Source organism: Mesorhizobium sp. B2-4-2 (assembly GCF_006442845.1).
Classification (GTDB): domain Bacteria; phylum Pseudomonadota; class Alphaproteobacteria; order Rhizobiales; family Rhizobiaceae; genus Mesorhizobium.
Map to the genome: position 1 here is coordinate 29,485 of NZ_VFVM01000008.1, position 24,463 is coordinate 53,947.

The 24,463-nt window shown below is 61.2% G+C and carries 24 protein-coding genes; 19 read left to right on the forward strand and 5 right to left on the reverse strand.

All coding sequences use genetic code 11. From position 1 onward, the window contains the following. Window positions 1-71: 71 nt before the first annotated feature. The 18 genes from FJ942_RS18500 (at window position 72) to FJ942_RS18585 (ending at window position 18,506) form a co-directional block, all read left to right on the forward strand. Window positions 72-770: an ABC transporter permease subunit gene (locus FJ942_RS18500; protein WP_140500678.1), complete on the forward strand. Its 699-nt coding sequence runs from the start codon at window positions 72-74 to the stop codon at window positions 768-770. Then, the gene (locus FJ942_RS18505; RefSeq protein ID WP_140500677.1) at window positions 767-1,501 is read left to right on the forward strand and encodes an ABC transporter permease; all 735 of its coding nucleotides are present in this window, start codon (window positions 767-769) and stop codon (window positions 1,499-1,501) included. The genes FJ942_RS18500 and FJ942_RS18505 overlap by 4 nt, the downstream gene beginning before the upstream one ends. Continuing rightward, the gene (gene hisN / locus FJ942_RS18510; RefSeq protein ID WP_140898519.1) at window positions 1,488-2,297 is read left to right on the forward strand and encodes a histidinol-phosphatase; all 810 of its coding nucleotides are present in this window, start codon (window positions 1,488-1,490) and stop codon (window positions 2,295-2,297) included. Before FJ942_RS18505 ends, hisN begins: the two co-directional genes overlap by 14 nt. Before the next feature lie 20 nt (window positions 2,298-2,317). After that, on the forward strand, window positions 2,318-3,442 hold the full coding sequence (locus tag FJ942_RS18515) for an aminotransferase class I/II-fold pyridoxal phosphate-dependent enzyme (RefSeq protein ID WP_140898521.1): 1,125 nt from the start codon (window positions 2,318-2,320) through the stop codon (window positions 3,440-3,442). 32 nt (window positions 3,443-3,474) lie between these two features. Continuing rightward, the gene (locus FJ942_RS18520; RefSeq protein WP_181169956.1) at window positions 3,475-4,440 is read left to right on the forward strand and encodes an ornithine cyclodeaminase family protein; all 966 of its coding nucleotides are present in this window, start codon (window positions 3,475-3,477) and stop codon (window positions 4,438-4,440) included. Window positions 4,441-4,454: 14 nt separating this feature from the next. After that, entirely contained in the window at window positions 4,455-5,444 is a 990-nt protein-coding gene (locus tag FJ942_RS18525; protein ID WP_140622704.1) for a pyridoxal-phosphate dependent enzyme, read from the forward strand. Window positions 5,445-5,455: 11 nt separating this feature from the next. Further along, window positions 5,456-6,715 (forward strand): cysteine desulfurase-like protein, encoded by a 1,260-nt coding sequence (locus tag FJ942_RS18530; RefSeq protein ID WP_140898523.1) that lies wholly within the window; start codon window positions 5,456-5,458, stop codon window positions 6,713-6,715. A 26-nt stretch (window positions 6,716-6,741) separates the two neighbouring features. Continuing rightward, window positions 6,742-7,848 carry an aminotransferase class I/II-fold pyridoxal phosphate-dependent enzyme gene (locus FJ942_RS18535; RefSeq protein ID WP_246679833.1) on the forward strand — a complete coding sequence of 369 codons (1,107 nt, stop codon included), beginning with the start codon at window positions 6,742-6,744 and terminating at the stop codon, window positions 7,846-7,848. 76 nt (window positions 7,849-7,924) lie between these two features. Then, window positions 7,925-8,224: a hypothetical protein gene (locus FJ942_RS28875; protein WP_246674991.1), complete on the forward strand. Its 300-nt coding sequence runs from the start codon at window positions 7,925-7,927 to the stop codon at window positions 8,222-8,224. Between the two features lie 596 nt (window positions 8,225-8,820). Then, entirely contained in the window at window positions 8,821-9,966 is a 1,146-nt protein-coding gene (locus FJ942_RS18545) for a glycosyltransferase family 2 protein (RefSeq protein ID WP_181169958.1), read from the forward strand. After that, the gene (locus FJ942_RS18550; protein WP_140898529.1) at window positions 9,963-10,979 is read left to right on the forward strand and encodes a glycosyltransferase; all 1,017 of its coding nucleotides are present in this window, start codon (window positions 9,963-9,965) and stop codon (window positions 10,977-10,979) included. Before FJ942_RS18545 ends, FJ942_RS18550 begins: the two co-directional genes overlap by 4 nt. Then, window positions 10,976-11,968 carry a glycosyltransferase gene (locus FJ942_RS18555; protein ID WP_140672443.1) on the forward strand — a complete coding sequence of 331 codons (993 nt, stop codon included), beginning with the start codon at window positions 10,976-10,978 and terminating at the stop codon, window positions 11,966-11,968. Before FJ942_RS18550 ends, FJ942_RS18555 begins: the two co-directional genes overlap by 4 nt. Next, complete coding sequence (locus FJ942_RS18560; RefSeq protein ID WP_181169959.1) at window positions 11,952-13,055, forward strand: Gfo/Idh/MocA family oxidoreductase; 1,104 nt, start codon at window positions 11,952-11,954, stop codon at window positions 13,053-13,055. Before FJ942_RS18555 ends, FJ942_RS18560 begins: the two co-directional genes overlap by 17 nt. Next, window positions 13,052-14,146 (forward strand): NAD-dependent epimerase/dehydratase family protein, encoded by a 1,095-nt coding sequence (locus FJ942_RS18565; protein WP_181169961.1) that lies wholly within the window; start codon window positions 13,052-13,054, stop codon window positions 14,144-14,146. The genes FJ942_RS18560 and FJ942_RS18565 overlap by 4 nt, the downstream gene beginning before the upstream one ends. Then, a complete protein-coding gene (locus tag FJ942_RS18570; RefSeq protein ID WP_140649329.1) occupies window positions 14,143-15,714 on the forward strand; it encodes a glycosyltransferase in 1,572 nt (523 codons plus the stop codon). Before FJ942_RS18565 ends, FJ942_RS18570 begins: the two co-directional genes overlap by 4 nt. 41 nt (window positions 15,715-15,755) lie before the next feature. Beyond that, window positions 15,756-16,700, forward strand: coding sequence for a polysaccharide deacetylase family protein (locus FJ942_RS18575; protein ID WP_181165251.1), 945 nt, complete (start codon window positions 15,756-15,758; stop codon window positions 16,698-16,700). Beyond that, window positions 16,693-17,571 carry a glycosyltransferase gene (locus FJ942_RS18580; protein ID WP_140898535.1) on the forward strand — a complete coding sequence of 293 codons (879 nt, stop codon included), beginning with the start codon at window positions 16,693-16,695 and terminating at the stop codon, window positions 17,569-17,571. The genes FJ942_RS18575 and FJ942_RS18580 overlap by 8 nt, the downstream gene beginning before the upstream one ends. Continuing rightward, window positions 17,568-18,506 (forward strand): glycosyltransferase, encoded by a 939-nt coding sequence (locus tag FJ942_RS18585; RefSeq protein WP_181169963.1) that lies wholly within the window; start codon window positions 17,568-17,570, stop codon window positions 18,504-18,506. The genes FJ942_RS18580 and FJ942_RS18585 overlap by 4 nt, the downstream gene beginning before the upstream one ends. Window positions 18,507-18,515: 9 nt before the next feature. Here FJ942_RS18585 and FJ942_RS18590 read toward each other — a convergent pair whose 3' ends face one another. Next, window positions 18,516-19,745, reverse strand: coding sequence for an ABC transporter ATP-binding protein (locus FJ942_RS18590; RefSeq protein ID WP_140898537.1), 1,230 nt, complete (start codon window positions 19,743-19,745; stop codon window positions 18,516-18,518). 3 nt (window positions 19,746-19,748) lie between these two features. Further along, window positions 19,749-20,624, reverse strand: a complete 876-nt coding sequence (locus FJ942_RS18595) for an ABC transporter permease (protein ID WP_140559933.1) — start codon at window positions 20,622-20,624, stop codon at window positions 19,749-19,751. Between the two features lie 563 nt (window positions 20,625-21,187). On the opposite strand from FJ942_RS18595, the gene FJ942_RS18600 reads away from it, so the two are divergent. Continuing rightward, window positions 21,188-22,177, forward strand: a complete 990-nt coding sequence (locus tag FJ942_RS18600) for an NAD-dependent epimerase/dehydratase family protein (protein ID WP_140898539.1) — start codon at window positions 21,188-21,190, stop codon at window positions 22,175-22,177. A 681-nt stretch (window positions 22,178-22,858) separates the two neighbouring features. Here the strand turns inward: FJ942_RS18600 and FJ942_RS18605 are convergent. Genes FJ942_RS18605 through FJ942_RS18615 form a run of 3 tightly spaced genes read right to left on the reverse strand, consistent with a single transcriptional unit; the run spans window position 22,859 to window position 24,463 of the window. Further along, window positions 22,859-23,245, reverse strand: coding sequence for a c-type cytochrome (locus tag FJ942_RS18605; protein WP_224618831.1), 387 nt, complete (start codon window positions 23,243-23,245; stop codon window positions 22,859-22,861). A 1-nt stretch (window position 23,246) separates the two neighbouring features. Then, entirely contained in the window at window positions 23,247-24,125 is an 879-nt protein-coding gene (locus FJ942_RS18610) for a cytochrome c oxidase assembly protein (protein WP_140500657.1), read from the reverse strand. After that, the gene (locus tag FJ942_RS18615) at window positions 24,122-24,463 is read right to left on the reverse strand and encodes a hypothetical protein (RefSeq protein WP_140500656.1); all 342 of its coding nucleotides are present in this window, start codon (window positions 24,461-24,463) and stop codon (window positions 24,122-24,124) included. Before FJ942_RS18615 ends, FJ942_RS18610 begins: the two co-directional genes overlap by 4 nt.

Genomic DNA, 24,463 nt, shown 5'->3' on the forward strand with positions numbered 1-24,463 from the left:
CCGTACGGTTCATCGCCGGCCATTTCACCCGATGGCCGGCGTCTTTCTTCTTGCCACCGCAGGAGCGGCAGATGGACATTTTCCAGGGATGGGGTTTGGAGGTCGCGCGCGGGCTCATGACCACCGTCGAGGTCGCGCTGCTGTCGCTGGCGGTCGGCCTCGTTTGGGGCATTCTCGGCGCGCTGGCACAGCTCTCCTCGAACTGTGTGCTGCGCGCCATCGGCCGGGGCTTCACTCTGGTCGTGCGCGGCACGCCCGAACTCCTCATCATCCTCATCGCCTATTTCGGCGGCACGGTGGCCCTGACCGGCTTGGCGAAGATGATTGACCCCAGCATCCGCTTTCTCGAAGTGCCGGCGATGCCGGCCGGCGTCTTCGCGCTCAGCCTGGTCTTCGGCGGCTACGCGGCCGAGGTGCTGCGCGGCGCCTATCTCGCCATTCCCAAGGGCGAGATCGAGGCGGCAGATGCCTTCGGCATGTCGGCCGCGACCAGCTTCATCCACATCCGCCTGCCGCTGATGTGGCGCTACGCGCTGCCCGGCCTCGGCAACAACTGGATCTCGCTCATCAAGGACACGTCGCTTATCTCCATCGTCGGGCTGGAGGAGCTGATGCGCATCTCCACCATGGCGACGCAGGTCAATGGCGAACCCTTCCGCTTCTACCTCGCCGCGGCGCTGATCTACCTCCTGCTCACCATACTGAACACCTCGATTGTCGACGCGCTGGAACGGCGTGCGACGCGCGGCGAGAGGAAGCTGGCGCGATGAACTTCGAGCTTATGGTCGAGAGCCTGCCGGCGCTGCTGTCGGCCACCGTCACGACGATCGAACTGCTCGTCGCCTCACTCTTCTGCGGCATGGCGGTGGCACTTCCCGTCGCCATCCTGCGCGTCAGCGGCCCGGCGCCGGTGCGCCTCCTGCTGCACTGGTACATCTACTTCTTCCGCGGCACGCCGCTCCTGGTCCAGATCTTCCTTGTCTATTACGGTCTCGCCCAGCTCGAGGTCGTTCGCGACAGCTTTCTGTGGCCATATCTGCGCCAGGCCTGGGTGTGCGCCATTCTGACCTTCAGCCTGAACACGGCCGCCTACACCGCCTACATCCTGCGCGGCGCCATCGAGGCGGTGCCAGCCGGTGAGATCGAGGCGGCGCGTGCCTGCGGCATGTCGACGGCGTTGACCTACCGCACGATCATCCTGCCGGGCGCCTTCCGCATCGCCCTGCCGGCTTACGGCAACGAGGTGGTCAGCATGCTGAAATCCACATCACTCGCCTCGACCATCACCGTCATGGAGCTGACCGGCGCCGCCAACACGATCGTCGCCCGCACCTTCGCGCCCTATGAGCTCTTCATCACCGCGGCGCTTATCTACCTCACCATTACCTACGTGCTCACCACGGCGTTGCGCGCCCTCGAATACAGGCTTTCACGACACACGCGTCCTCTGGACGAACCCGCAACCCCACTCATAGAGGGAGCCGACAATGCCGGCATCTGACCCCAAGACCTTTACGGCTTTCGCCGGTTCGCTGGCAGACGTCAGCCGGGCGACAATCCAGGAAGCGCTCAGCGAGCAACACGGCTTCGTTTCCAAGGGCGATGCAAGCCCTGTCACCGCGGTAGACCGGGAGGTCGAGGAGAGGCTGCGCGCGCGCATCCAGGAGGCGTATCCCGACCACGGCATCCTCGGCGAGGAATTTGGGTCCGTCGGCCTCGACGCGGAATGGGTCTGGGTCATCGATCCGATCGACGGCACCAAAGCCTTCATCACCGGCATTCCGACCTTCGGCACGCTGATCGCGCTGGCCCGCAACGGCGTTCCCGTGCTCGGGGTCATCGACAATCCCGTCACCAACGAGCGCTGGCTGGGCGCCGACGGTTCGTCGACCACCCTCAACGGCAAGCCCGTACGCACGCGCGCCTGCCAGGACCTTAGCGAGGCCCTTGTCGGCAACGGCAACCCGGAATCCTTCGACGATAAGGATACGGCCGCCTACAAGAGGCTGCGCCGCCAGGTGCGCTGGAGCGTCTATGGCGGCGGTTGCCATGCCTATGGCCGCGTCGCCGACGGCGCGCTGGACATCAATGTGGACGGGGGGCTGGACGCCTTCGACTATTGCGCACTGATCCCGATCGTGCGTAACGCCGGTGGCGTCATGACCGACTGGCAGGGCGGCGAACTGACGATCCGTTCCGGCCGCCGTTCCGTCGTGGCCAGCGCCACACCTGAGTTGCACAGAACTGTGCTAGGCATCCTGGCCAACGCGACCTCGCCGGCCCGCGCGGCTTCCTGAAGAAGAGGAATCGTACACACATGCAGATCGAAGAATTCACCCTCGAACGCATCCAGTCGCTCTACGAGAACATCGTCGAGTACAACCTCTCCGATAGCGGGGTACACCCCTATTCGCTCAACGAACTGCTGAGCCCGGAGGAACGCGAAAAGGTGCTTGCCGCCGAACTCGGTTACGGCTGGACGAACGGTGCCGTCGTCCTTCGCGAGGCGATCGCGGCCACATACAAGAATCGTACGGCCGACGAGGTGATGGTCACCAACGGCTCGGCCGAAGCCAATTTTCTGATGGCGATGACGCTGCTGGAGCCGGGCGACGAGATCATCGTCGTCGTCCCCAACTACCTGCAGATCAGGGGATGGGCGAAGGCGCTCGGCGCGGTGGTCCGTGATGTGCCGCTGCACGAGGAACTGGGCTGGCTGCCCGATCCGGCCGACATCCGCGCGGCGATTTCGCCCCGCACCAAGGTCATCACGCTCTGCACGCCCAACAATCCGACCGGACGCGTGGTGCCGGCGGACCTGCTCGGGGAAATTGTGGCCATCGCACGCACCAACGGCATCTGGCTACATACGGACGAGGTCTACAAGGGAGCCGAATACGGTACCCTCGAGCCGCCGAGCAGCGTCGACCTTTATGAGAAAGCCATCGTCACCAGCGGCTTGTCGAAGGCGATGGCGATGCCGGGCCTGCGCATCGGCTGGCTGGTCGGCCCCGCTGCCGAGATCTATGCCTCCTGGCAACGCAAGGACTATACCTCCATCACTACCGGCGCGGTCAGCGAACTGGTCGCGTCGATGGTGTTGCAGCCGGCGCGCCGCAAGGCGATCCTCGACCGCAGCCGGGACCTCCTGTCACGCAATGTCGACATGATGGTGCGCTGGGTCCGCGCCAACGAGGGGCTGGTCTCGCTGGCGCCGCCGCAGGCAGGCGGCATGGCATTCGTGCGCTATCACTTGCCGATAAATTCGACCGAGCTGGCGCATCGCGTCAAGGACGAGCAGGGCGTGCTTGTCGCGCCGGGCGACGTCTACGGCATGGACGGCTATTTCCGCGTCGGCATCGGCGCGCCGGCGCATGTCCTGGAAGGCGGGTTGGAACGTGTGCAGCTCTTCCTGCGCGGCCTTGCCCGCTCGGCGGCCTGAACGGAACGACCATGGCTAGGCCAGCCGCAAACATGCCGCTCATCCTCGACCGGGCGGAGATCCTGCGGCGGCTCGACCACGCCGCCGGTATTGCGGCCGTTCGCGAAAGCCTCGTCGCCTACAGCGCCGGGGCAGTCCAGCAGCCGCCCGTCGTCCACATGGGATTCGCGGCGGCGAACGGCGATTGCCATGTGAAATGCGCCCATGTATCGGGCGCGTCGATCTTCGTCGTCAAAGTCGCGACTGGGTTCTACGACAATCCGACCAAGGGCCTTCCGAGCGGCAACGGCATGATGGTGGCGCTGTCGGCCACGACAGGCGAACCGGTAGCGCTGCTGTTCGACCAAGGCATGCTGACCGACTGGCGCACTGGCTATGCCGGCGCGCTGGCGACCCGGCTGTGCTGGCCCAAGGGCGCGACGCGCCTCGGCATCGTCGGCACCGGAACCCAGGCACGCATGCAGTTACGCGCGCTGCGAGCGCTGGCTCACGGCGAGCCGCTTTCGGTCGCGGTATGGGGCCGCTCGCCAGCGGCGGCGGGACGCTTCGCCGCCGACGTGGCCGACCTTGGCCTCCAGGTATCGCCAGTCGGCTCGCTCGCCGACCTTTGTTCCGATTCACAAGTGATTATCACCACGACGCCCGCGACCGCGCCGCTGGTGCGCGCTGAATGGATCGCGTCCGGCACGCACATTACAGCCATCGGAGCCGATGCGCCCGGCAAACAGGAATTGGAGAATACGTTGGTCGCGCGCGCCGACACGTTGCTCGCCGATTCGGCCCTGCAGAGCATCGACCATGGCGAGTTCGCTCATGCCATCGCGGCCGGCCTCGTCGAGCCAGAGCGGATCGGTGAGATCGGCGTATCGCTGCGGACTGGCTCATTGACGCGCAAGCGTGGCGACATCAGCATCGCCGACCTGACCGGCCTCGGCGCAGAGGACGCGGCAATCGCCAGCGCCATCCTCGCGAGCGCCGGCACAGCCGCAAACTCTTGACCCAGGACAGAACCATGTCGAACGAAGGTGACATCGCCGCCGCTGCCGCGCGTTCCGTGCGGGCGCATGCCCGCATCCGCGGCCACATCGCAAAGACGCCGCTGCTGGGCGCGTCCGCCGTCGGCGACGCGATCGGTAGCACCGTTTTGTTCAAATGCGAAAATTTCCAGTTCACCAACTCCTTCAAGGCGCGAGGCGCCTTCTCGAAGCTGACCGCGATGGACGATGCGACCGGGGGCCGGCCGTTCGTCACCGCCTCGTCCGGCAACCACGGCATAGCCTCCAGCTTCGCGGCGTCGCGCCTGTTCCGAAAATTGTCGGTCGTGCTTCCGCACAATGTCACGAAGGCCAAACTGGCGCGCATACGGTCCTTTGGCGTCGACGTGATCCTGCATGGCGACGAAAGCGGCCAGTCCGAGGCGCACGCGCGCCGCCTGGGCGAGGAGAAGGGACTCGTCTACGTATCTCCGTACAACGATCCCGACGTTGTTGCTGGCCAGGGCACGATCGGGCTCGAACTGCTGGAAGAGCATTCGCGTATCGACAATGTCTTCATCGCCATGGGCGGCGGCGGGTTGATCGGCGGCATCGGCGCCGTGATGAAGGCCTTCAGTCCGCGCACGCGGATCATCGGCTGCGCGGCCGCCAACAGCATGGCGCTGGCAGCGTCGATGGAAGCGGGCAAGGTGATCGATGTCGAGCACTTGCCGACGTTGGCCGACGGCGTCGCCGGCGGCATGGATGAGGATTCAGTCACGCTCGGCCTCGCCCGGTCGGTCGTCGACGATGTGGTCATCTGTTCCGAAGCCGAGATCGCCGGCGCGCTCGCCCGTCTCGCGATCGAAGAGCATCTATTGGTCGAGGGTGCAGCCGGCCTAGCGCTGGCAGGGCTGATGAAGCACCCGGAACGGTACCGCGGCCAAGTCAATGCGATCGTGCTGTGCGGCGGGAATTTCGACTACGACGAACTGACGGCCGCGATCGCGGCGGTGCGACCGACCTGAAAGGGAATTCCATGACGACTGGACGATGGGACATCGAGGCGGTGCGCGGGGCCTTCCCGGCGCTGGCGATCACCGACGACGGCAAGCCACGTATCTATCTCGACGCGCCGGGCGGCTCGCAAGTACCGGCACGCGTGGTCGAGCGCATGAGCGAGGTGATGCTGCGAAGCTGCGCCAACGAGGGCGGTGCCTTCCACACCTCGCGTGATAGCGACCGCATCTTGGTGGGAGCGCATGCAGCGGCGGCCGCCTTGCTCGGTGCACAGCCGGACGAGATCGTCTTCGGCCTCAACAGCACCTCGCTGATCTTCCATTTTTCGCGCATGGTGGCACGCGACTGGAAACCGGGCGACGAGATCGTGCTTACCCGCATGGACCATGATGGCAATGTCGGCCCGTGGATCATCGCAGCCGAGGAACGTGGCGTCACCGTCCGCTGGCTCGAGTTCGATACCGAAACCTTCGAATATCGCTACGACATGCTGGACGAACTGATCAGCCCGCGCACGCGTCTGGTTGCCTGCAATCACGCGAGCAACATCTTTGGCACCGTCAACGACGTTGCCCGTATCGTGGCTGCTGGTAAAGCTGCCGGCGCCGTCACCATGGTCGATGCCGTGCAGTCGGCGCCGCATTTGGCCCTCGACGTGTCGGCGATCGGCTGCGACCTGCTCGCATGCTCTGCCTACAAGTTCTTCGGTCCGCACGCCGGGGTCATGTATATACGGCCGGAGCTGCGCGACCGGCTCACGCCGCTCAAGGTGCGGCCCGCCTCCTTCGACATGCCGTGGCGCCACACCCCCGGCACTCCCTCCTTCGAGGCGCAGGCCGGCACGCAGGCGGCGATCGAGCACATCGCTTGGCTCGGCGAGCAGTGCGCCGGCGTCGACGTTGCCGCGCCGCTGCGCCAGCGCATCGTGGCGGGATTGGAGGCGGCGACCGACTACGAAGCCGGACTGATGGACCGGTTCCTGGCGGGTGTTGCCGGCATTCCCGGTTTCAAGCTCTGCGGCATCGCCAGCCGCAACCGGCTGGACGCCCGTGTGCCCACCTTCAGCTTCCGGCTGGCCAAGAGGTCGCCGCAGGAGATCGCAGCCGCGCTGGCGGGCGAAAACATCTTCGGCTGGGCCGGCGATTTCTACGCTTATGAAGCCTCCGGCCTGCTCGGCCTGCGCGAGCAAGGCGGCGTCGCTCGGCTCGGCCTATCGCATTACACCACAGCAGACGAGGTCGACCAGGCCGTTTTGGCCGTCGCCCGGCTGGCAGCCTGACGGGGGAAAGCATGGACTACGCACGCATGGTGATCGAGAAGGAATCACCGGAGGAATACGGCTATGACCGCATTCGCTTCAACCTGTCGGAAAGCTCCGTACGAGACCGTAAGCTGTCCGATTTCCATCTCTCCGTCCCTGACCTGCTGCTGCCCTATGGCGAGCATCGCGGCGACCCTGAGCTTCGGGCGTTGGTAGCCGCGCAGGGCAAGGGCCTCGGCCCCAACAACGTTTTGGTGGCCGCCGGCGCCGCTGGCGCGCTGTTCATCATCGCCACCACGCTTCTATCGCGCGACGACCATCTTGTCGTGGTGCGGCCGAACTATGCCACTAACATCGAGACGCCGCGCGCCATCGGCTGCGGCATCACCTTTATCGACCTCAAATTCGACGATCGGTTCGGCCTCGACATCGATACCGTCGCCAGCGCTCTGCGCCCGAACACCCGCTATGTCAGCATCACCTGCCCGCATAACCCAACCGGCACGATGATCGGCCGCCCTCAACTGGACGCGCTGATCGCCTTGGTCGAAAAGGCGGGATGCAGGCTACTGGTGGACGAAACCTACCGCGACCTGACCCATGGCGAGATGCTGCCCCCCGCCGCCTCGCTCAGCCCCGCCGCGATCAGTGTGGCTTCGCTGTCCAAGGCTTACGGCGCGCCGGGCATCCGCGTGGGCTGGATCATGACGCGCGACGTGCACTTGATGGAGCGCTTCCTGGCGGCGAAGGAGCAGATCGGCATTTGCGGCAGCGTCGTCGACGAGTGGATCGGCGCCCGCATCCTGGAACGCCGCGACGCCTTCCTCGCCGCGCAGGCGCCAGTGCTGGCCGGACGCCTTGCCATCATGCGCGATTGGATTGAGAGCGACGAGCTGATCGAATGGGTCGAGCCCCAGGGCGGCGTGGTCTGCTTCCCCCGTTTCCGTCATGGTCCGGGATTCGATTTCGACGACTTTTACGCCGACCTGCTGGAAAGCTATGGCACCTATGTCGGTCCGGGCCACTGGTTCGAGATGCCGCGCAACCACATGCGTGTCGGCTTCCTCTATCCTCTTGAGGACGAACTGCGGGGTGGCCTGGCGGCGATCTCCGCAGCGATTCGCAAGCATTCTTCCCGGCAAAGGTCGTGACATATACGGCGATGTCCTGCCGCCGAAGGCGGCCGTTGCCGGGGCACCGGGTGAGGCCGACGCGCGCCCTTCGACGATGGCAGTAAGGTCTATCTGGAAATTCCTGTGCCGCATCGATCAGGGCGAGGCACCCCCGCTCTTCATCATCGGGCGGGCGGAGGCAGCCAGCGACAAAGCGGCGCCTGATCCTGGGCTGCAGATCACGCTCGCGCATCAACCGCCTGACCTTCTTGGGGCTGACGACGATGCCGCGCTGCCGCAGCGCCGCCTGCATGCGGCGATAGCCGTAAGCTTCGAAGCTGTCGGAGATTTGACCCATCGTCTCGACGAGCGCTGTGTCATCCACGGCGGTGTCGGGCTGATCGTAGTAGGTTGATCGCGCGCCATCAGCCGGCAATCCTGCTTGTTCAATTTGTCCGGTCCCAGGGGCGAACTCCAGATGGAAGGCGAATTTCCGCAGTCTTGGGTGCGATTCAGTCAGCTCGTGACATTCGTGAACGCGCGCAGCAAAGAGACCGTTTATTCTCGCGGCATCCCGAAACCGTCGCGAATTTTCCTTAACGGGTACCGCTTTTGACGATCTATCTACTCGCCATCCAGGGGCATAGATTGCAGGAACAGCAGATACTCTCGGATCCGCCACTCTGCGTGGGCGGCTCTACGCACGGGCGAGATCATTTTGGGTCACTTAGTCAGGGTGCAGCGTGGGCTATTGCGTGAGTTTTCGAACCCCAAGTCGGCCAGGGGCGAAAGGAAAATACGCTATGGGCTGTGGCACAAAGAGAATGGATCGGCCACCTAAGAAGGCCGGGCGAGGGCCGTCCAGTGTGCGTGGCCCAAAATGTTAGTGAGCCGGACAACGGCCGTTTAGCAGTACATGCAGAGCTCAGAGGCCGGGTGACAGTGAAGGGAAGTGGCCGCACCAAGGGGAGTTGTTCTACGAGCAACTCACAATGTCCTACTCACGCATTCGTGGCTGTCATTATCCCTGCCTACAACGCAGAACAATTTATCGAACGCACCTTGGCGTCGGTGATAAACCAGACATACAGAAACATCGAAATAATAGTCGTTGACGACGGTTCGATTGATGAAACTGCATCAATTGTCCGCCGACTATCCAATGACGATCCGCGTATCAAGTTGCTACAACAGAAGAACAGTGGCGTCGCGTCGGCGCGGAATACGGGGATACGTGCAAGCAAAGGCATCTATATAGCTCCTATAGACGCCGACGATCTCTGGCACCCAACCAAACTCGAAAAGCAGCTGCGTGTTTTCGCTGCAGCAGGCAATGATGTTGCGCTTGTCTATACGCTTTACCGGACGATTGATGCCGATGATAAGGCGATCATTACGCCTAAGCGCATGCACCCGCACGGATGGGTATTCATGCAGCATCTCGGACAGAACTTTATCGGTCACGGAAGTTCGGCAATGTTCCGGCGCGATGTCTTACTCGAAATGGGTGGCTATTCCTCGCGACTGCGCGAAAACGGTGCGGAGGGTTGTGAGGACTTCTTCCTCCAATTGAGTATCGCCTCGAAATACCGATTCGATGTCGTCAAGGAGCACTTGGTCGGATACCGCCGAACGCCAGGAGCTATGTCGCAAGATTTCGTCCGAATGCTCATCTCGCGTCGGATGGTGCTCGAGAGCCTCTTTGCTCGCTGCAGCGAGATGGTGAGCCCGATCCTATCGGATGTGATGTTCCGTAACGATGTCGAGATCGCCAGGCTCGGGCTTAAAAGGCGCCGCTTTGCTGCCGTCGGCATGAACTTCGCCAGAGTGCTCTGGCGATCGCCCTCGCAGTTCGCGAAAGTCGTCGGTGCGACGCTTGCCATTTTCCGGCGCAAGGCGAAGCAAGGAACCAAACTGGAACGCGAAGGCCGCAGCTCGGGGATCGGGAAACCGTTCTGGGACTACGCTGTCGATGAGCTTTTCGATCGCGGCGAGAATACCGATTACCGTGCCTTGCTCAACAATCTGGCTGCAATGGACAGCAAACTTGGACCCTGCGGAGGCTATTTGGCGCAGCATCCCGAACGAGGAACCTTTGCAATGCCCCAAGAAGGCAGCGGCTCAGACAGCCCGTTTCTCCTTAGAGGCTTGGAATGAAGAAGCTGCTGCTGTCGGAAGAGCAGATGTCGTCGGGCCGCAATTTGGCTCAGAGGGCAGAATGCACTTTTGAGCGGACAGTGAATGAACCGACGGTCAGTGTGACCGTGCTCATTGTCACCTACAATCACGCTCGCTACGTAGCGGCAGCGATCGACAGCGTTCTCATGCAAGATACGGAATCCGGTGTCGAGATCCTGATCAGCGAAGATTTTTCGACGGACGGTACCCGGGAGATCGTGGAGCGGTATGTATCCAATTATCCCGAAAGACTATCGGCGATCTATTCTGGCAGCAATTTGAGATCCAACGAGGTCGTTGCGAGAGGACTCCGGGTTGCGCGCGGGCGCTATGTCTCGATCCTTGATGGCGACGACCTGTGGACATCCAAGACCAAGCTGCGAGATCAGGTGGCCCATCTTGACGCGCATCCTGAGCTCTCGGCCATATTTTACAATGCGCTCGTGGCGCACGGCGACGAGATCACGTCGCGGCGGTGGACGCCACGGGATCAGAAGCCCTTAATCACACAAAGGGAAATTTGGGAAGGCAATCCCTTCGCCACTTGCGGCGGTATGATGCGAACCGCGTGCGTTCGGGATGTACCGTCTTGGTATGCAGATTTCTTTCCGATTACTGATTGGCCGCTGTATGTGCATTGCGCAAAGACAGCAGACCTCGCCTTTGTCGACGAGGTGGCAGGTATCTATCGTCTGCACCCGGGTGGGCTTGTATCGGCGCTGCCAAGCCCGCTCAGGCTTGATGCGATCGAGGGATTCTACCGGCGAATGGCGAATGTCATGGATGCCCGTGGGGCACAGTTTGCCCGTGGCGGCTGTTCCCGCTACTTTTACGAATGGTCGAAGCAGTATCTGAACGGAGGTGACTTGCCGTCGGCCAGATCGTGCTTCCTACGATTGCTGCGAAGCGGCACTGGCGGAAACAACGTGCCGAAACGCGATATCGCGCGGTTGGCACTGCTCCTGCTGAAATCCTCGGTGCTCGGGAGATGACGGCTTTCCGCAACTTCGAGAATCGCGATCCGGTCCCGTCATTGCCACAGGCGGCTGTTCGTCCGAAGTGGTCGGTGATGATCCCCGTCTATAATAGCGCCCGCTTTCTTGCCTCAACGCTGCAAAGCGTGCTCGCGCAAGCCCCTGACCCGGCTCATATGCAGATCGAAGTGGTTGACGATTGTTCGTCCGACGATCCGCAAAAAGTCGTGAACGAAATCGGGGGAAGGCGTGTCGGCTTTTTCCGCCAGCCGCAAAACCTCGGCCACATCGGCAACTTCCATACCTGTCTGAGCCGAGCCCAGGGGGAACTTGTCCATCTCCTGCACGGCGACGATGCCGTCCGACCAGAATTTTACGAATTGCTCGGTCGGGGTTTCGATGCGGATCCGAGAGTAGGAGCGGCGTTCTGCCGGACGGTCTTCATGGACGCCCACGGACAGGAGTTGTCAATCGAACCTGCAATGCAGTCAATCTCCGGAAGGCTTGAGAATGCGGTGGTCCGATTGGCGCTCGAACAGCGCATCATGACGCCGTCCATCGCGGTCCGACGCGCGGTCTACGAAGAACTCGGCGGCTTCGACCGGCGGCTGAAATGCAGCGAAGACTGGGAGATGTGGATACGCATCGCTTCTCGTTTTCCTGTCTGGTACGAACCGCAAGCCCTTGCGCTTTATCGGATGCACCCGCAATCGAACACAGGGCGCCATATCCGGAATGCCGCGGACATGGCCTACACGCGAATGGCGATTGATATTTTCAAGAGCTATCTTCCAAGCGAACTCGCGGACGATGTCGCCGCATCGGCTCGGCGGACTTATTCGCAAAGCGCTCTCGAAACCGGACGGCGGCTGCTTGGCTCTGGTGATTGGGCTGGATGCCTCGCACAAATGAGTGAAGCCTTCCACCTCGATCCGTCGCTCAAGACAATTGGACGTATGCTGTGGCTCGTTGCGAAGCAGGGAGGCGAGATTGTCCGCCCAAATTGAAACTGTGCAACGGCAGTCGGCACGGCTGCGGCAAGGTGAGCCTGTCCGTCTCGTTTTGGCCGGATGTGGCGCCGTCACGAAGCTCTACTATGCGGAAGCGCTGTCGCGCCTTCAAGGCAGAGGCCAGATCGCAGTCGCAGCCATCTTTGATCCCGAAGCGAAATCCGCCGCGGTCGTACAGGCGCGGCTGCCCGGAGCGAAGGTTGCAGCCAGTTTCGACGGCCTTCTGGCTGTGGGCGCCGATGTGGCGATCATCGCTTCCCCGCCTCGATACCATCTCGATCAGTCGATGCAGGCGTTGCGGGCCGGCATGCATGTTCTATGCGAGAAGCCGATGGCCACGAGCAGCTCCGACGCAGACCTTATCCTGGCGGTAGCGGCAGCCAACAATCTGCATGTGGCAACAGGCCTCGTCAGAAGGCAGTTCCCTGCCACCCGATCGATAAAGGCCATGGTCGAGGGCGGATTGATCGGAAAAATTCAAGGTGTCTGTTGTTTTGAGGGTGGCCCTTTCCAGTGGCCTGTCGCTTCGACGAGCTATTTCAGCCGCGCGGAATCCGGCGGTGGCGTGCTTCAGGACATAGGCACGCATTGCCTTGACCTCCTGACCTGGTGGTTCGGAGAGCCCCATGAAATCCACTACGCCGATGACGCAATGGGCGGCGTCGAGGCGAACTGCCTTGTCCGGTTAGGTTTTGGCGACTTCGAGGCAACGGTCCGGCTGAGCCGTGATTGGGCTCGTCCGAACCTTTACCGTCTTGAGGGCGAACGTGGCTCGATTTCTTGGGCAGTCAATGAGACTGAGCTTGTAGAGATCGCCTTGAAAGGATGCCGCACGGCAGCCACCGCCTCCTTCACCAACACCGACGACCGGTCGCGCGATTTCGTCGACGCGTTCTGCGATCAGATTTCGGACTTGGTCGACACGGTCCGAAATGGAACCCTCCTTTCCGGGTCAGCCACAGCGGGGCGCAACGTGCTCAAGCGAATCGAGGAATGCTATGCCAGACGGAAACGGCTGGACATGCCTTGGCTCGGAGCAGAAGACTTTCGCCACGTCATTGCTTCCGCCGAGACCAGACAATGACCGGCACTGTTGCCGTGCTTGGCGCCAACGGCTTCATAGGTTGCCGGACAGTGGAGTTGCTGCATCTTTCCGGCTGGGCTGAGGTGAGGCCGATCGTTCGCAGGCCGAGTGCTTTCGCCAGCCTGTCCCGCTTTGCGATCGATGGAAGGGTGGCGGACGCGCATGACGTTCCGGCTCTTACTGCGGCCCTTCTTGGCTGTCAGTCCGTTGTTCATGCAGTTGCCGGTGATAGTCGCACGATCGTCGATGCCGTCGAGCCTGTCTATCGTGCCGCCGCCGCTGCGGGCGTCGTTCGCCTGGTCTACCTCAGTAGCGCATCCGTTCATGGCCAATCGCCGCCGCCCGGAACGGACGAAACGAGCGCGCTGCACGACGGCCACACGGTCGAGTACAACAATGCCAAGGTTCGTGCTGAACGTCGTCTCGGGGAATTGTCACGGGACGGTGCAGTCCAGGTGGTGGTGCTGCGGCCCGGAATTGTCTTTGGCCCGCGCTCCAGCTGGACGGGGGGCTTCGCCAACGATCTCCTCGACGGCTCTGCCTATCTGGTGGATGGCGGCCATGGCATCTGCAACAGCGCTTATGTCGACAATGTCGTTCATGCGATCAAGCTTGCCATCGAAGTGCCCGAGGCGGCTGGGCGAACCTATCTGGTCGGGGACCGCGAAAGGATAAGTTGGGCAGATCTTTGCCGCCCGATCGCCGAGGCATTGGGCTTCGACCTGGCTGCGATTTCGGTTTCCGCGCCATTGTCATTCGCGCCGAACTGGACACAATGGCTGAGAGATGGCGACCTTTACCGGCGGCTTGTCCGAAGCCTCCCGAGACCCGTTCGTAGAGGACTAAAGGTAGGCTATGCCGAGTGGCGGAAATCAGGGCTCGATCAGAGGCCGCCTATGGCTCCAAAGATCAAGGTATCTGAAGAACGTGCGCTGTTGCACCGGTGTCGGGTGAAACTCCCGTCGGCCAAGGCCGAGCGCGAGCTCGGATACCAGCCGGTGGTCGGCTTCGAGGAGGCATGTCGGCGCTCAGTCGCATGGCTAACCTTTGCCGGCTACCCGACTGCGCGGAGCCAAGTGGGCGAAAGATGACCGTCAGACCCGCCGCAGCCTGTGTCTCGGTTGTCATTACGACCTATAACCATGCTCGATTTCTCGCGGAAGCGATCGACAGTGTCCGGAACCAGAGCGTGCGGCCCGATGAGATCATCGTTGTGGACGATGGTTCGTTGGACAATCCCGAAAATGTTGTTCGCCGGTATGTCGACGTCCACTACATCCGCCAAGAAAACCAGGGTTTAGCCGCTGCCCGCAATACGGGAATGAAGGCAGCACGTGGCGAATTCATCGCGTTCCTGGATGCCGATGACAGGCTGCGCCCGACGGCGCTCGCTACCAATCTTGCTTTGTTCCATGACAGTCCGGATTGCGCCTTGGTCTATGGAGCCTATTGCTACATCGATGAGGCCGGCGCAGTCAGGAATTCAGTTCCGCTGAGGCCGGTGGGAGAGGACCCGTATGCCGGATTCTTGACCGGCAACCTGATTGGAATGCATGCGACAGTGCTCTATCGGCGTAGCACATTGGAGGCTGCTGGCGGATTTGACCGATCCCTGCGGGCTTGCGAGGATTACGACGTCTACCTTCGCCTGTCTCGGGCAAACAAGGCCGCATGCACCCCGGAGTGTCTCGCAGATTACCGCAGGCACGCAACGAATATGTCCAACAGCAATCCGATGATGTTGCGCGCGGCGCTCAAAGTCCTTGGCCGGCAGAGGAATCTTGCGCGGACCAATCCAGACTGGACGGCCGCCTACCATCAGGGCGTCGAAAATTGGAAACGCTATTATGCGCACATGCAACTGGGACAGCTTAGTACAGCGGTTCGATCCCGTTCTTCGCTCGGCGGTCAGCTCCTGAACACCATTGCCGTTTCGCTCGCAGCGCCATTGCAGACCACCATGATGCTGCGGCAGCGTTTCAAGGGCTGGTCAAGTCGGCGCCGATCGGGCGTCCGGTTCGGTGACCTCAGCCGCCCGCTGCCCTTCAGTACAAATTTCGGTTTTGATCGCGGCAAGCCAGTGGACCGCCGCTATGTCGAGACTTTCCTCGCGTCATGTTCGCTGAACATATCCGGCAGGGTTCTGGAGATCGGGGACAACGCCTATACGACCCGCTTCGGAGGCAGTCGAGTTGCCAGGAGCGACGTTCTAAACCGATATGAAGGCCACCCGCTGACGACCTTCGTTGGCGATCTGGCCAACGGCGACGACCTGCCGCTCGAGACATTTGACTGCATCGTGCTCACCCAGACCCTGCACCTCCTTTTCAACATGCCTGTCGCGGTTGCAACCCTATGGCGGATGCTGAAACCGGGAGGCGTGCTTCTGGTCACGGTCCCTTGGGTAAGCCCGATTGACCGAGGAGAATGGGGCGAGAGCTGGTTCTGGTCGATAACCCCGGCGGCGCTGGGCCGGCTTCTCTCAGACAGGTTCGGGGTGGAGAATGTCGAAGTCCGCCACTATGGAAACGCCTATTCGGCTACCGGGTTTCTCTATGGCTTGGCGGAGCATGAGCTGAATTCGGCAATGCTCGATGTGCATGACCCATGTTGCCCGGTGATTGTCGCCGCGCGCGCTTTCAGGCGACGAGCGGCGTGACAGTGCGTCAAGCTCTTAGCAAGCTCCTGCGACGGGGCCGATTGCTTGCCGGTTACAACCGGCCGCTCGTGCTGATGTATCATCGCGTCGGAGAACCACGCGTCGATCCTTGGGAACTCTCGGTCTCGCCACAAAATTTCGCACGCCAAATCGAAATCCTGACAAAGGCGCGCGATATTGTTCCCCTGCAATGGCTGGCACAACGGCTTCGGGACGGAAAGCCAGCGAGAAATGCCGCGGCAGTTACCTTTGACGACGGTTATGCGGATGTCGTGCAAAATGCCGTGCCGGTCATGCTACGCATGAACGCTCCTGTGACCGTCTTCGTCACTACCCACGCGCTCAGCGACCCCTCAGTGTTCTGGTGGGATATTCTGTCGCGCATCACTTTGGAAACGCCTGCTCTCCCGGAGAGGCTCGCGATCCAGATCGCAGGCCGAAACTATGATTGGCTCGTGACGGAGGACGCCACGCGCGCGAAATCGAATCTCGTCATCAGCCGCACGGCGCTCCATTTCGGCTTGCACGCACTGCTGAAGCCGTTGAGAGTACACGAACGGAGGAGGGCGCTGCAGCAGCTGGCAAGATGGGCAGGAACCGACGCCAGCCCCCGAAGGCGTGACCGCGCCATGACTCATTCGGAGCTGCGGCATCTCGCCGACACCGATGGCGTTTCGATCGGTGCCCACACCTGCACGCATCCATCCCTGCCGTTGCTGAAACGGGACAGTCTTGAACGCGAGATCTCTGCTAGCCGTCAACAATGCGAAGAAATTACAGGGCGGAGGGTGGCGGGATTCGCATACCCCTTCGGAGACTTCGACGACAGCACCGCCGAAGCGGTAAGATCTGCTGGCATGGACTATGCAGTAACCACCCTGCCGCGTGAAGCTGGGCTCAGGGTCGACCCTTTCCGACTGCCGCGGGTCACGGTCGCTGATTGGGGTGAGATAGAGTTCCGGCGCGCGGTCCTTTGCCATGGCTGACCATGCATGCCGAGAACCGCGCGTCACGGGAATCATCGTCGTGTTCAACGGCGAGAAATATCTCCGAGAAGCTATTGACAGCGTTGTAGGTCAAAGCTTCACCGACTGGGAACTCCTCGTCGTCGACGATGGCTCGACGGACCGGTCATCTGTCATCGTGCGCGACTATGCGCAGCGCTTGCCAGGCAAGGTGCGACTACTCTCCCATCCCGATAACGGCAATCATGGTATCAGCGCGTCGCGCAACCGCGGGCTGGCCGAGGCGCGGGGCGCCTATGTCGCGTTTCTCGATGCAGACGATACATGGCTGCCCGAAAAGCTGTCCGAACAAGTCTCCATCATGGAAAACGATCCGACGCTCGGTCTAATCTACGGCCGGACGTTGATCTGGCATAGCTGGGCAAAGCTTGCTGGTCGTGCGGACTACTATTACCCGCTCGGAGTCGAACCGAACGCCCGATACGATCCGCCCGTGCTGCTGGAACTGCTGCTGCAGAACCAAGCCCAGACGCCGACAACTTGCAACGCCCTGATGCGTTCAAGTTTGTTGGCAACGCTCGGGGGATTCGAGAACAGCTTTCGCCTGATGTTCGAAGACCAGACATTCTTTGCGAAGGCGCTCGCATTCGCGCCCGTCTACGTGTCCGGCCAGACCTGGGCGAGATACCGCCAGCACGTCGAAAGCTGCTCTGCCGCTTCTGCCAGGGCAGGCGCTGACGAAGCCGCGCGTATCACGTTTCTCAGATGGCTGAATGGGGTGATGGCGGATCAGGGCGCCTCCTTCCGCATTCGTTCCGCAATCTGGAAAGTGCTCGCGCGCGAAACCTGGAAGACGAGCAAGCGAAGCATCGTAAGACGGCTGCAGCGATGACTTCCGTGCCGCGGGTGACGATCATAACCCCCTTCCTCAATGCGGCGTCAAATCTGGGTGAAGCGATCGCCAGCGTCCGGGCCCAGACGATTGCAGATTGGGAGCTCTTGCTGGTTGACGACAATTCGACGGACGACAGTATCAGGATCGCCAATGATGCCGCGGCAATCGATCCTCGAATTAAGGTGCTGCGCAGGCCTCCCGGATCCAAGCGTGGCGCCGCGGCAGCGAGAAACGCCGGAATAGCGGCCAGCTGCGGCGATTTGCTTGCCTTCCTGGATGCAGATGATTTGTACGAGCCGCATATGCTGCAGACGGTCCTGGCGGCAGCCGATGCCAACCCGGATGCCGCAATGATTTTCGGGCCGACCAAATGGTGGTACCCGGATGGAGCGCGCTCCGACTGGGTCGAGCCGACGGATGGACTTGCCGCACGCTTACATCAGCCCCCCCGGCTTTTGGGTCGGCTGCTGCTGATGCAGGACGGCCACGTTCCGTGTACCTGTTCCGTGCTCTTGCGGAGAAGCGCGGTTAGCACGGTTGGTGGCTTTGAGGAGCACTTTGAGCTCTATGAAGACCAGGCTCTGTGGGCGAAGCTATTCCTGCGATTCCCAGCCTTTATCACTCCTGTAACTCTCGCACGTTACCGGCAGCATTCCAGTTCGGCCTCGGCGATTGCCACTCAGCGAGGGCTCTACGATCGGATGGGGAAACACCCCGCCCGCGCCGCTTTTCTGGACTGGATCGCGGAGCATATGATGGAAAGTGGAACGCGGGATTCCCGCCTCCAATTGGCGCTGCGGCTGGCACGCGCGCCCTATGTCACGCCTGCAACGATCGGAAGCAAAGCCGAACGGCTTGCCCTGAAGATCATGATGTGGACAGCAAAGCAGCGGCGCAGGATTCGGCGACAGCTTGCGCACGTGGCCAGGTGAAAACAGGCGTCACTTCCTGACCACCCATCGATGCGGGAAGCTGACATTGCCAAAGCCAGGCTGGGCGCTGACCGGTCGATCGTCGAGCAAACCGGGCATGACATCGAACACAGCGGCCGTCTCGACATGGTCTTCGACCACCCTGTCGTCCGCCACCAGCGCTACGTCAATCCTGTAGCGCCCTGGTCTCAGCATAAGGCTGTCCACATGTACCGTGTAGACTTCGCCGTGACGGTCATGCAGGGAATGCTCCCGGCTATCAAAGGAGGTCACAGGATCCCCGAGATCATCAATGATAGTCAGAAGGCACTGCAATGTTTCGCGCGGCCCATCAACCTGAAGCCGAAAAGTTGCCGGCTGCCCGGACGCGACGGGACCCATTTCATTGAAAACTTCGATGCCGACCACACGGAGGCGGCCGCGCCCGGTGCGCGTGGATCGCACACTCAGATCGGTTCCTGCGCGGGCCTCAAGCGTCTGGAGATAATCCCGGACCACGTCCTGAGTCGGACCGTCCGCCTGGATCGTCCCGCCGTCGATAAGGATTGCGCGGGTGCAAAGTCGCTGCAGAACCGGCATCTGGTGACTGACGATCAGCACGGTGCGGCCTGTCCCGGCGATGCTCGCTGCCTTGGCGATGCATTTCTTCTGGAACGTGGCATCGCCGACGGCCAAGACCTCATCGACCACCAGAATGTCGGGATTGACGTGGGCGGCAATCGCGAAGGCCAGACGCAAGTACATGCCGCTTGAGTATCGTTTGACAGGCGTATCGAGAAACGGCTCGACCCCGGAGAAATCCACGATCTCGTCAAGCTTGGAATTGATCTCGATGCGCCGCATGCCGAGTATGGCCCCGTTGAGATAAATGTTCTCACGGCCGGTCAGTTCGGCATGGAACCCCGTGCCGACCTCCAGCAAAGCTCCCAGCCGTCCATGTATCGTCGCGCGGCCGGAAGTCGGCTCCACGATCTTCGCCAGTATCTTGAGAATGGTGCTCTTTCCTGCACCGTTGGGACCGATCACGGCAAGGACTTCGCCTGCGTGCACCTCGAAGGAGACGTTTTTCAACGCCCAGAACGGCTCGTCCGCACCTTTGCGGTGGCTTGTATCGGCCTCCCCGCGAAGACCCCGCCTTTTGCTGGCGAGCGCGTCTCGCAGCGTGGGGAAGCTGTTGTTCGCCACACCAAGTCTATACGCCTTGGAGAGATTGGCAGCCTGGATCACGATGTCGGTCATCACTCAGATCAGGTCCGGAAACGCGCGTTCGGATTTTGAGAAGATAGTCAGTCCGGCAACGAGAAGGGCTAGCGAGGAGAGCGTTGATATCGAGATCATGAGCCAGTCCGCAGGCGTGCCCAGCACGCTCCAGCGGATGGCCTCGACTGTCCCAACCATTGGGTTCAGACTATAAAGCGGCCGCCACAATTGAGGGACGAGATTGGCTGGATAGACGATCGGGGTCATGAACAGAAGTATCTGAAGGCTGAACGGCAACAGATAGCCCACATCGCGAAAGCGAACGTTGATCGCCGACAATGCCACGCCCACTCCAGTCGCTGATGCAGCCATTACGAGCACGAACAGCGGCAAGAAGACTGCTTGTGGTGCCGGCCAGTTTCCGAATGCCAGCATGGCGGCGAACAAAAGAGCGAAGCCGACGAGCATATCGGTCAGGCATGAGGCCATCGTGGAGATGGGAATGATCAGACGCGGGAAATAGACGCGTTTCACCAGTTCCTGGTTTCTGACGAGGCTGCCCGTCATGCTGGCGACGGCTCGCGAAAAAAAACTCCATGGCACAAGCCCACACAGAACAAATAGCGGGTATGGCGCGCCGTTGGACGAAATGCCTGCGAGCTTGCCGAAGAAGATGCTGAAGACCGACATAGCAACGAGCGGCTGCAGCATTGCCCAAAGGATGCCCAGATAAGTCTGCCGGTATTTGACCTTGAAATCACGCCAGGCCAGGAAGAACACAACTTCCCGATATCGCCAAAGCTCGGAAGGTTCGAACAGTCCTCGCTTGCGGGACGGATCGATGATTGTCACGACAGCTGATTGCGCGCCTGTCCGATCTGACACGATGATGGCGTCCGCCTCCCTTGACAGCCCCATTGAGGCCTACATTTCCGCGCAGTGCAATCAGCACTTTTGATGGTGCCTGCCGTTCCACGAACCTCACCATTCGAGAGCGCAAGCAGCCGCCCTTAATGCTCGACCAGATCCTCAGGGGGCGCGAGATCGCGCCACATATCCCCGTTGTTCGATAAGAAGGAGGGCATTTCTCGCACACGGACTTTACGTTCGATCCGGACGCGAACGAACACCTGCCCGGGCCGTCTGAGTTTCTACCGCTACTCTCCCACCTGTGCTGGGTTTGTCGAGGATACATTTCCCATTGAACTTGTGGTGATGTTATGCCTATCGAAGATAGTCAGGCTACAGAAATCTGTCGTTTTTACAGTGTAGTGTATGCACTGCACCGCTGGTGACAGGGTCCTTAAGATGTGCCATTGTCCAACGGGGTGGTACTATTTGCGCGGATTAGGGTTGTTCGGGCGATGCGCGTTGCGCGAACCATCATTGCGTGGAGGGAGTGACATCTCATTGGAAATTCAGACGGCTTGACGAGTCAGCGTTCATAGCTCCTGAGCAAGCTGCAAAGCTTTGGGTCGGAAATGAAAAGTGTTCTTGTCGCGGGAGCAGCCGGGTTCATCGGATCCCACCTGGTTGATCGACTGTTGTTAAGGCAAGAAATCAATCGAATTGTTGCTGTTGACAATTTCTGGACTGGTACTCGTGCCAATCTGGATCATATCGCCGACCCTCGCTTGGTCGTGGTAGATGTGGCTGTTGAAGATTTTCAGCAGGGGAGCCTTTTTGACGAGATCTATCATCTCGCCTCGCCTGCTTCGCCTCCCTGGTATATGCAAGATCCGGTACGAACCATCTCGGCCAACGTAATAGGAACTATGCGGCTTCTGACCCTTCTTCGCGCCGGGGGCCGTTTCTGTTTCACGTCCACGTCTGAGGTTTACGGCGATCCGCTGGTAACGCCGCAACCGGAAACTTACAGGGGCTCCGTTGATTGCACGGGGCCGCGTTCATCGTATGATGAAGGTAAGCGTTGCGCCGAGGCCCTGCTTTTTGAGAGTAACCGATTGAGCGGGCTCGACATTCGAGTTGCAAGATTGTTCAACGTCTACGGACCTAGGACACGACCTGACGATGGACGTGCAGTATCAAATTTCATCACGAATGCGCTGTTCGGCAAACCTATAATCGTTTTTGGCGACGGCTTGCAGTCGCGGAGTTGGGGATACGTCAGCGATATCGTGGACGGCCTAGAACAATTCTTCTGGGGGAAGGAGCATGGTTATATTGGTCCCCTGAACATCGGAAACGATCGTGAGATTTCCGTTGTCGATGTTGCCCGTTACGTCGCTGGCTTGGTGCCAGGCACCAAAATCGTGCATGTTGATCCGATTCCCCAAGATCCGACGAACCGCTGTCCGGACTTAACCCTAGCGCGGAGGATCATCCCCGGCTGGGCCTGTCAAATACCTCTTGAAGAGGGTGTGCGCCTCACCCTGGACTGGTTTCGCCGCCAGCAACAGAACGATTTGTCCAGTGTGTCCTCGGACTCGATGGTTGCCGCATCGGTGTGAGTGGGATCCGCCCCGATAAAATGTGACCGAAAAAGGGGAGAAATGTGCTCGCCGCAATCCGGTTCCTTCGACCAACGTCGCGGTATGTTCAACCGGCCAGTTCGATGCTGTGAACGCGCGCTTCTGTGCATCGTTCAGGGCCACCGAAGGCGACATACAAGTGCGGGAGGCTCCTCCCGCGGCAATGCATGCTTCCTCCAACGCATGGTCGGCAACCTTATGGGTGTTCGAGCGGCGCGGATGGCCTTGGCGACGATCCCAGTTCGTGATGGTCACTCACATCTTGCGCTGGCAGGTAATAAAGCCCGTACGACCGGACGGCTGGGCGATCAGAGGCAGTGGCATGTCTTGATCAGGAAGATTACTCCCACGGAGTAAGGCAGGGCTAAAAGCCCCAAGGCGATCCAGAAGCCGGGTTCGGCCATTGCGGCGAGATCTGACAGAAGTTGCTTCATGTCGCCTCAGTCCTCGCCCCTGATCGCTCCGCATCCGATCCACAAGGAAAGAGCCCGCTCTTGAGGGAGGGGGAAGCGGGCTCTTGGCTGGGGCTTATGGCCCAGCAGCACGGCGGACTTGAATTTGTACTGCGCCGGCTGCTGTCCAAACCGTGATCGGGCAGCTTTGTTCCCCGTCGTCGGCTATGGTCCTGGGCGCAGCCCGTGGTCCCGCCGAAGCGGCGGTCTATCTCAAAGCATAGAGATAGGCGGCGATGTCACGCGCTTGCTGCTCGGTGATGCCGGTGGATGGCATGGCGGTGTGCGGATTAATGTCCCTTGCTGACCGTATCCAGCGGATCATGTTCTCCGGATTGTTAGCCAGCACACCGCCAACATAGATCCTGTCAGATAGACTGGCGTCCAGGCGTGGGCCGACGTGGCCTACCGCACCGGGTACACCGGTGATGGTGTGGCAGCCGGCGCAGCCATTCGCCAGCATGATCGGTATCGCACGTGCACCGACGCCGCCGGTAGCGGCATCCGCCTCTTGCTGCACCCGACGGGCTCGGTCGGCCCACAATGCGAGCGCGCCGCCCGCGACGACCAGCAGAATGCACACGGCGATGATCAATTTAGATGGGCCAGGGCGCATGCGCGACCTTCCTGGTTCCGCTCGTCGTTATCCAGAGGCCGGCCAGCAATAGCGCTGCCCCGCCATAGATAAGGCCGGCCGGGACCCACATAACGAGCCCGGCAAGCTGCTGGTCCTCGATCGGGCTTAAATTCCACACTGCCGCCCCGGCAGCATTCTCCGGGTACCAGAGCTTCGGCGATAGAAGAAGCAGGACGCCGAGCAGGCCGGTGTGCAGGGAGGTGAAGAAAAGATGCATCACGGCATTTCCATAGGTCTGCTGTTGGCTTGGGCGCGGCAGCAACGCCCACCAGAAGAGCAGGCCTGTGCCGAGGAAGCTCGCATGTTGGGCATAGTGCAGCACGCCATGCTCGAGCGCTGCCTCAAACAGGACCGGAATGTGCCACACCCATATCGCGATCCCGTGAACAATCGTTGCGGTGACAGGCCGGCTCGCAAAGGTCCAGAGCGCTCGCAGCGATTTGCCATGCCCAACCATACCCAGGGCACGCCGAAACGTTACGGGAAATGCCCACAGCAGAGCAGGGGCGGGGCAGGCGATGACCAGCAGCGGCGCCGCCACTGCCATCAGCAACTCGTGCTCGATCATGTGCGCGACAAACAGCCGCTCGCCGAGAGCATGGATCGGACTGACCAACGCTGCCGTCAGTACGCTCCAGCCGGCGGCAAACAGCAGCGCCTGACGCATCCGTAGCGGACGGCCGCGAGTGCTGCGGCGCCACAGCCGCATCGCACCGGCCATGTAGATGAGCGCGACGGCCGTCAGCGGGGCCGTGATGGGAAGCGCAAGTGTCCATCCGGCCTCGGGCGCGCCGGAGCCATAGCAGATCGAGGTGGAGAAGAGCGTGGCCAGGTTCATCGCAGACACTCGTCCAGGATAAGTGCGGCGCTTCCCTGCATGATGATGACCAGTGCAAACAGGAGAGCCGCCAGCATGCCGAGATCGGCGACGAAATGCTCGGTACCGCGCGTGCGTTCTGCTTTGAAAGCAGCACCGCCTTGCCGCTTTGCCTGCCAGGACAGAGCACCGCCCAGAAGCGAGAACAAGGCGAGCAGCAACGCTAAGGGAAGCACGACCGGCACCTGGTGATTGCATTGCCAGGGAACCAGCGAGTAGTTCAGTTGCGTCGAGACCGCCCAAGCCAACGGGCCCGACAAAAGCCCACCCCAGGAAGTTCCCAACCGGACCGCGCGCAT

Bases quoted from the DNA above. Each gene is read 5' to 3' on its own strand.
- FJ942_RS18525 (WP_140622704.1), top strand. From the start codon at position 4,455: ATGTCGAACGAAGGTGACATCGCCGCCGCTGCCGCGCGTTCCGTGCGG.
- FJ942_RS18615 (WP_140500656.1), bottom strand. From the start codon at position 24,463: ATGCGCGCGGTCCGGTTGGGAACTTCCTGGGGTGGGCTTTTGTCGGGC.
- FJ942_RS18505 (WP_140500677.1), top strand. From the start codon at position 767: ATGAACTTCGAGCTTATGGTCGAGAGCCTGCCGGCGCTGCTGTCGGCC.
- FJ942_RS18555 (WP_140672443.1), top strand. From the start codon at position 10,976: ATGACGGCTTTCCGCAACTTCGAGAATCGCGATCCGGTCCCGTCATTG.
- FJ942_RS18580 (WP_140898535.1), top strand. From the start codon at position 16,693: ATGGCTGACCATGCATGCCGAGAACCGCGCGTCACGGGAATCATCGTC.
- FJ942_RS18585 (WP_181169963.1), top strand. From the start codon at position 17,568: ATGACTTCCGTGCCGCGGGTGACGATCATAACCCCCTTCCTCAATGCG.
- FJ942_RS18515 (WP_140898521.1), top strand. From the start codon at position 2,318: ATGCAGATCGAAGAATTCACCCTCGAACGCATCCAGTCGCTCTACGAG.
- FJ942_RS18535 (WP_246679833.1), top strand. From the start codon at position 6,742: ATGGTGATCGAGAAGGAATCACCGGAGGAATACGGCTATGACCGCATT.
- FJ942_RS18600 (WP_140898539.1), top strand. From the start codon at position 21,188: ATGAAAAGTGTTCTTGTCGCGGGAGCAGCCGGGTTCATCGGATCCCAC.
- FJ942_RS28875 (WP_246674991.1), top strand. From the start codon at position 7,925: ATGGCAGTAAGGTCTATCTGGAAATTCCTGTGCCGCATCGATCAGGGC.
- hisN (WP_140898519.1), top strand. From the start codon at position 1,488: ATGCCGGCATCTGACCCCAAGACCTTTACGGCTTTCGCCGGTTCGCTG.
- FJ942_RS18595 (WP_140559933.1), bottom strand. From the start codon at position 20,624: ATGGGGCTGTCAAGGGAGGCGGACGCCATCATCGTGTCAGATCGGACA.
- FJ942_RS18570 (WP_140649329.1), top strand. From the start codon at position 14,143: ATGACCGTCAGACCCGCCGCAGCCTGTGTCTCGGTTGTCATTACGACC.
- FJ942_RS18590 (WP_140898537.1), bottom strand. From the start codon at position 19,745: ATGACCGACATCGTGATCCAGGCTGCCAATCTCTCCAAGGCGTATAGA.
- FJ942_RS18550 (WP_140898529.1), top strand. From the start codon at position 9,963: ATGAAGAAGCTGCTGCTGTCGGAAGAGCAGATGTCGTCGGGCCGCAAT.
- FJ942_RS18520 (WP_181169956.1), top strand. From the start codon at position 3,475: ATGCCGCTCATCCTCGACCGGGCGGAGATCCTGCGGCGGCTCGACCAC.
- FJ942_RS18565 (WP_181169961.1), top strand. From the start codon at position 13,052: ATGACCGGCACTGTTGCCGTGCTTGGCGCCAACGGCTTCATAGGTTGC.
- FJ942_RS18500 (WP_140500678.1), top strand. From the start codon at position 72: ATGGACATTTTCCAGGGATGGGGTTTGGAGGTCGCGCGCGGGCTCATG.
- FJ942_RS18610 (WP_140500657.1), bottom strand. From the start codon at position 24,125: ATGAACCTGGCCACGCTCTTCTCCACCTCGATCTGCTATGGCTCCGGC.
- FJ942_RS18530 (WP_140898523.1), top strand. From the start codon at position 5,456: ATGACGACTGGACGATGGGACATCGAGGCGGTGCGCGGGGCCTTCCCG.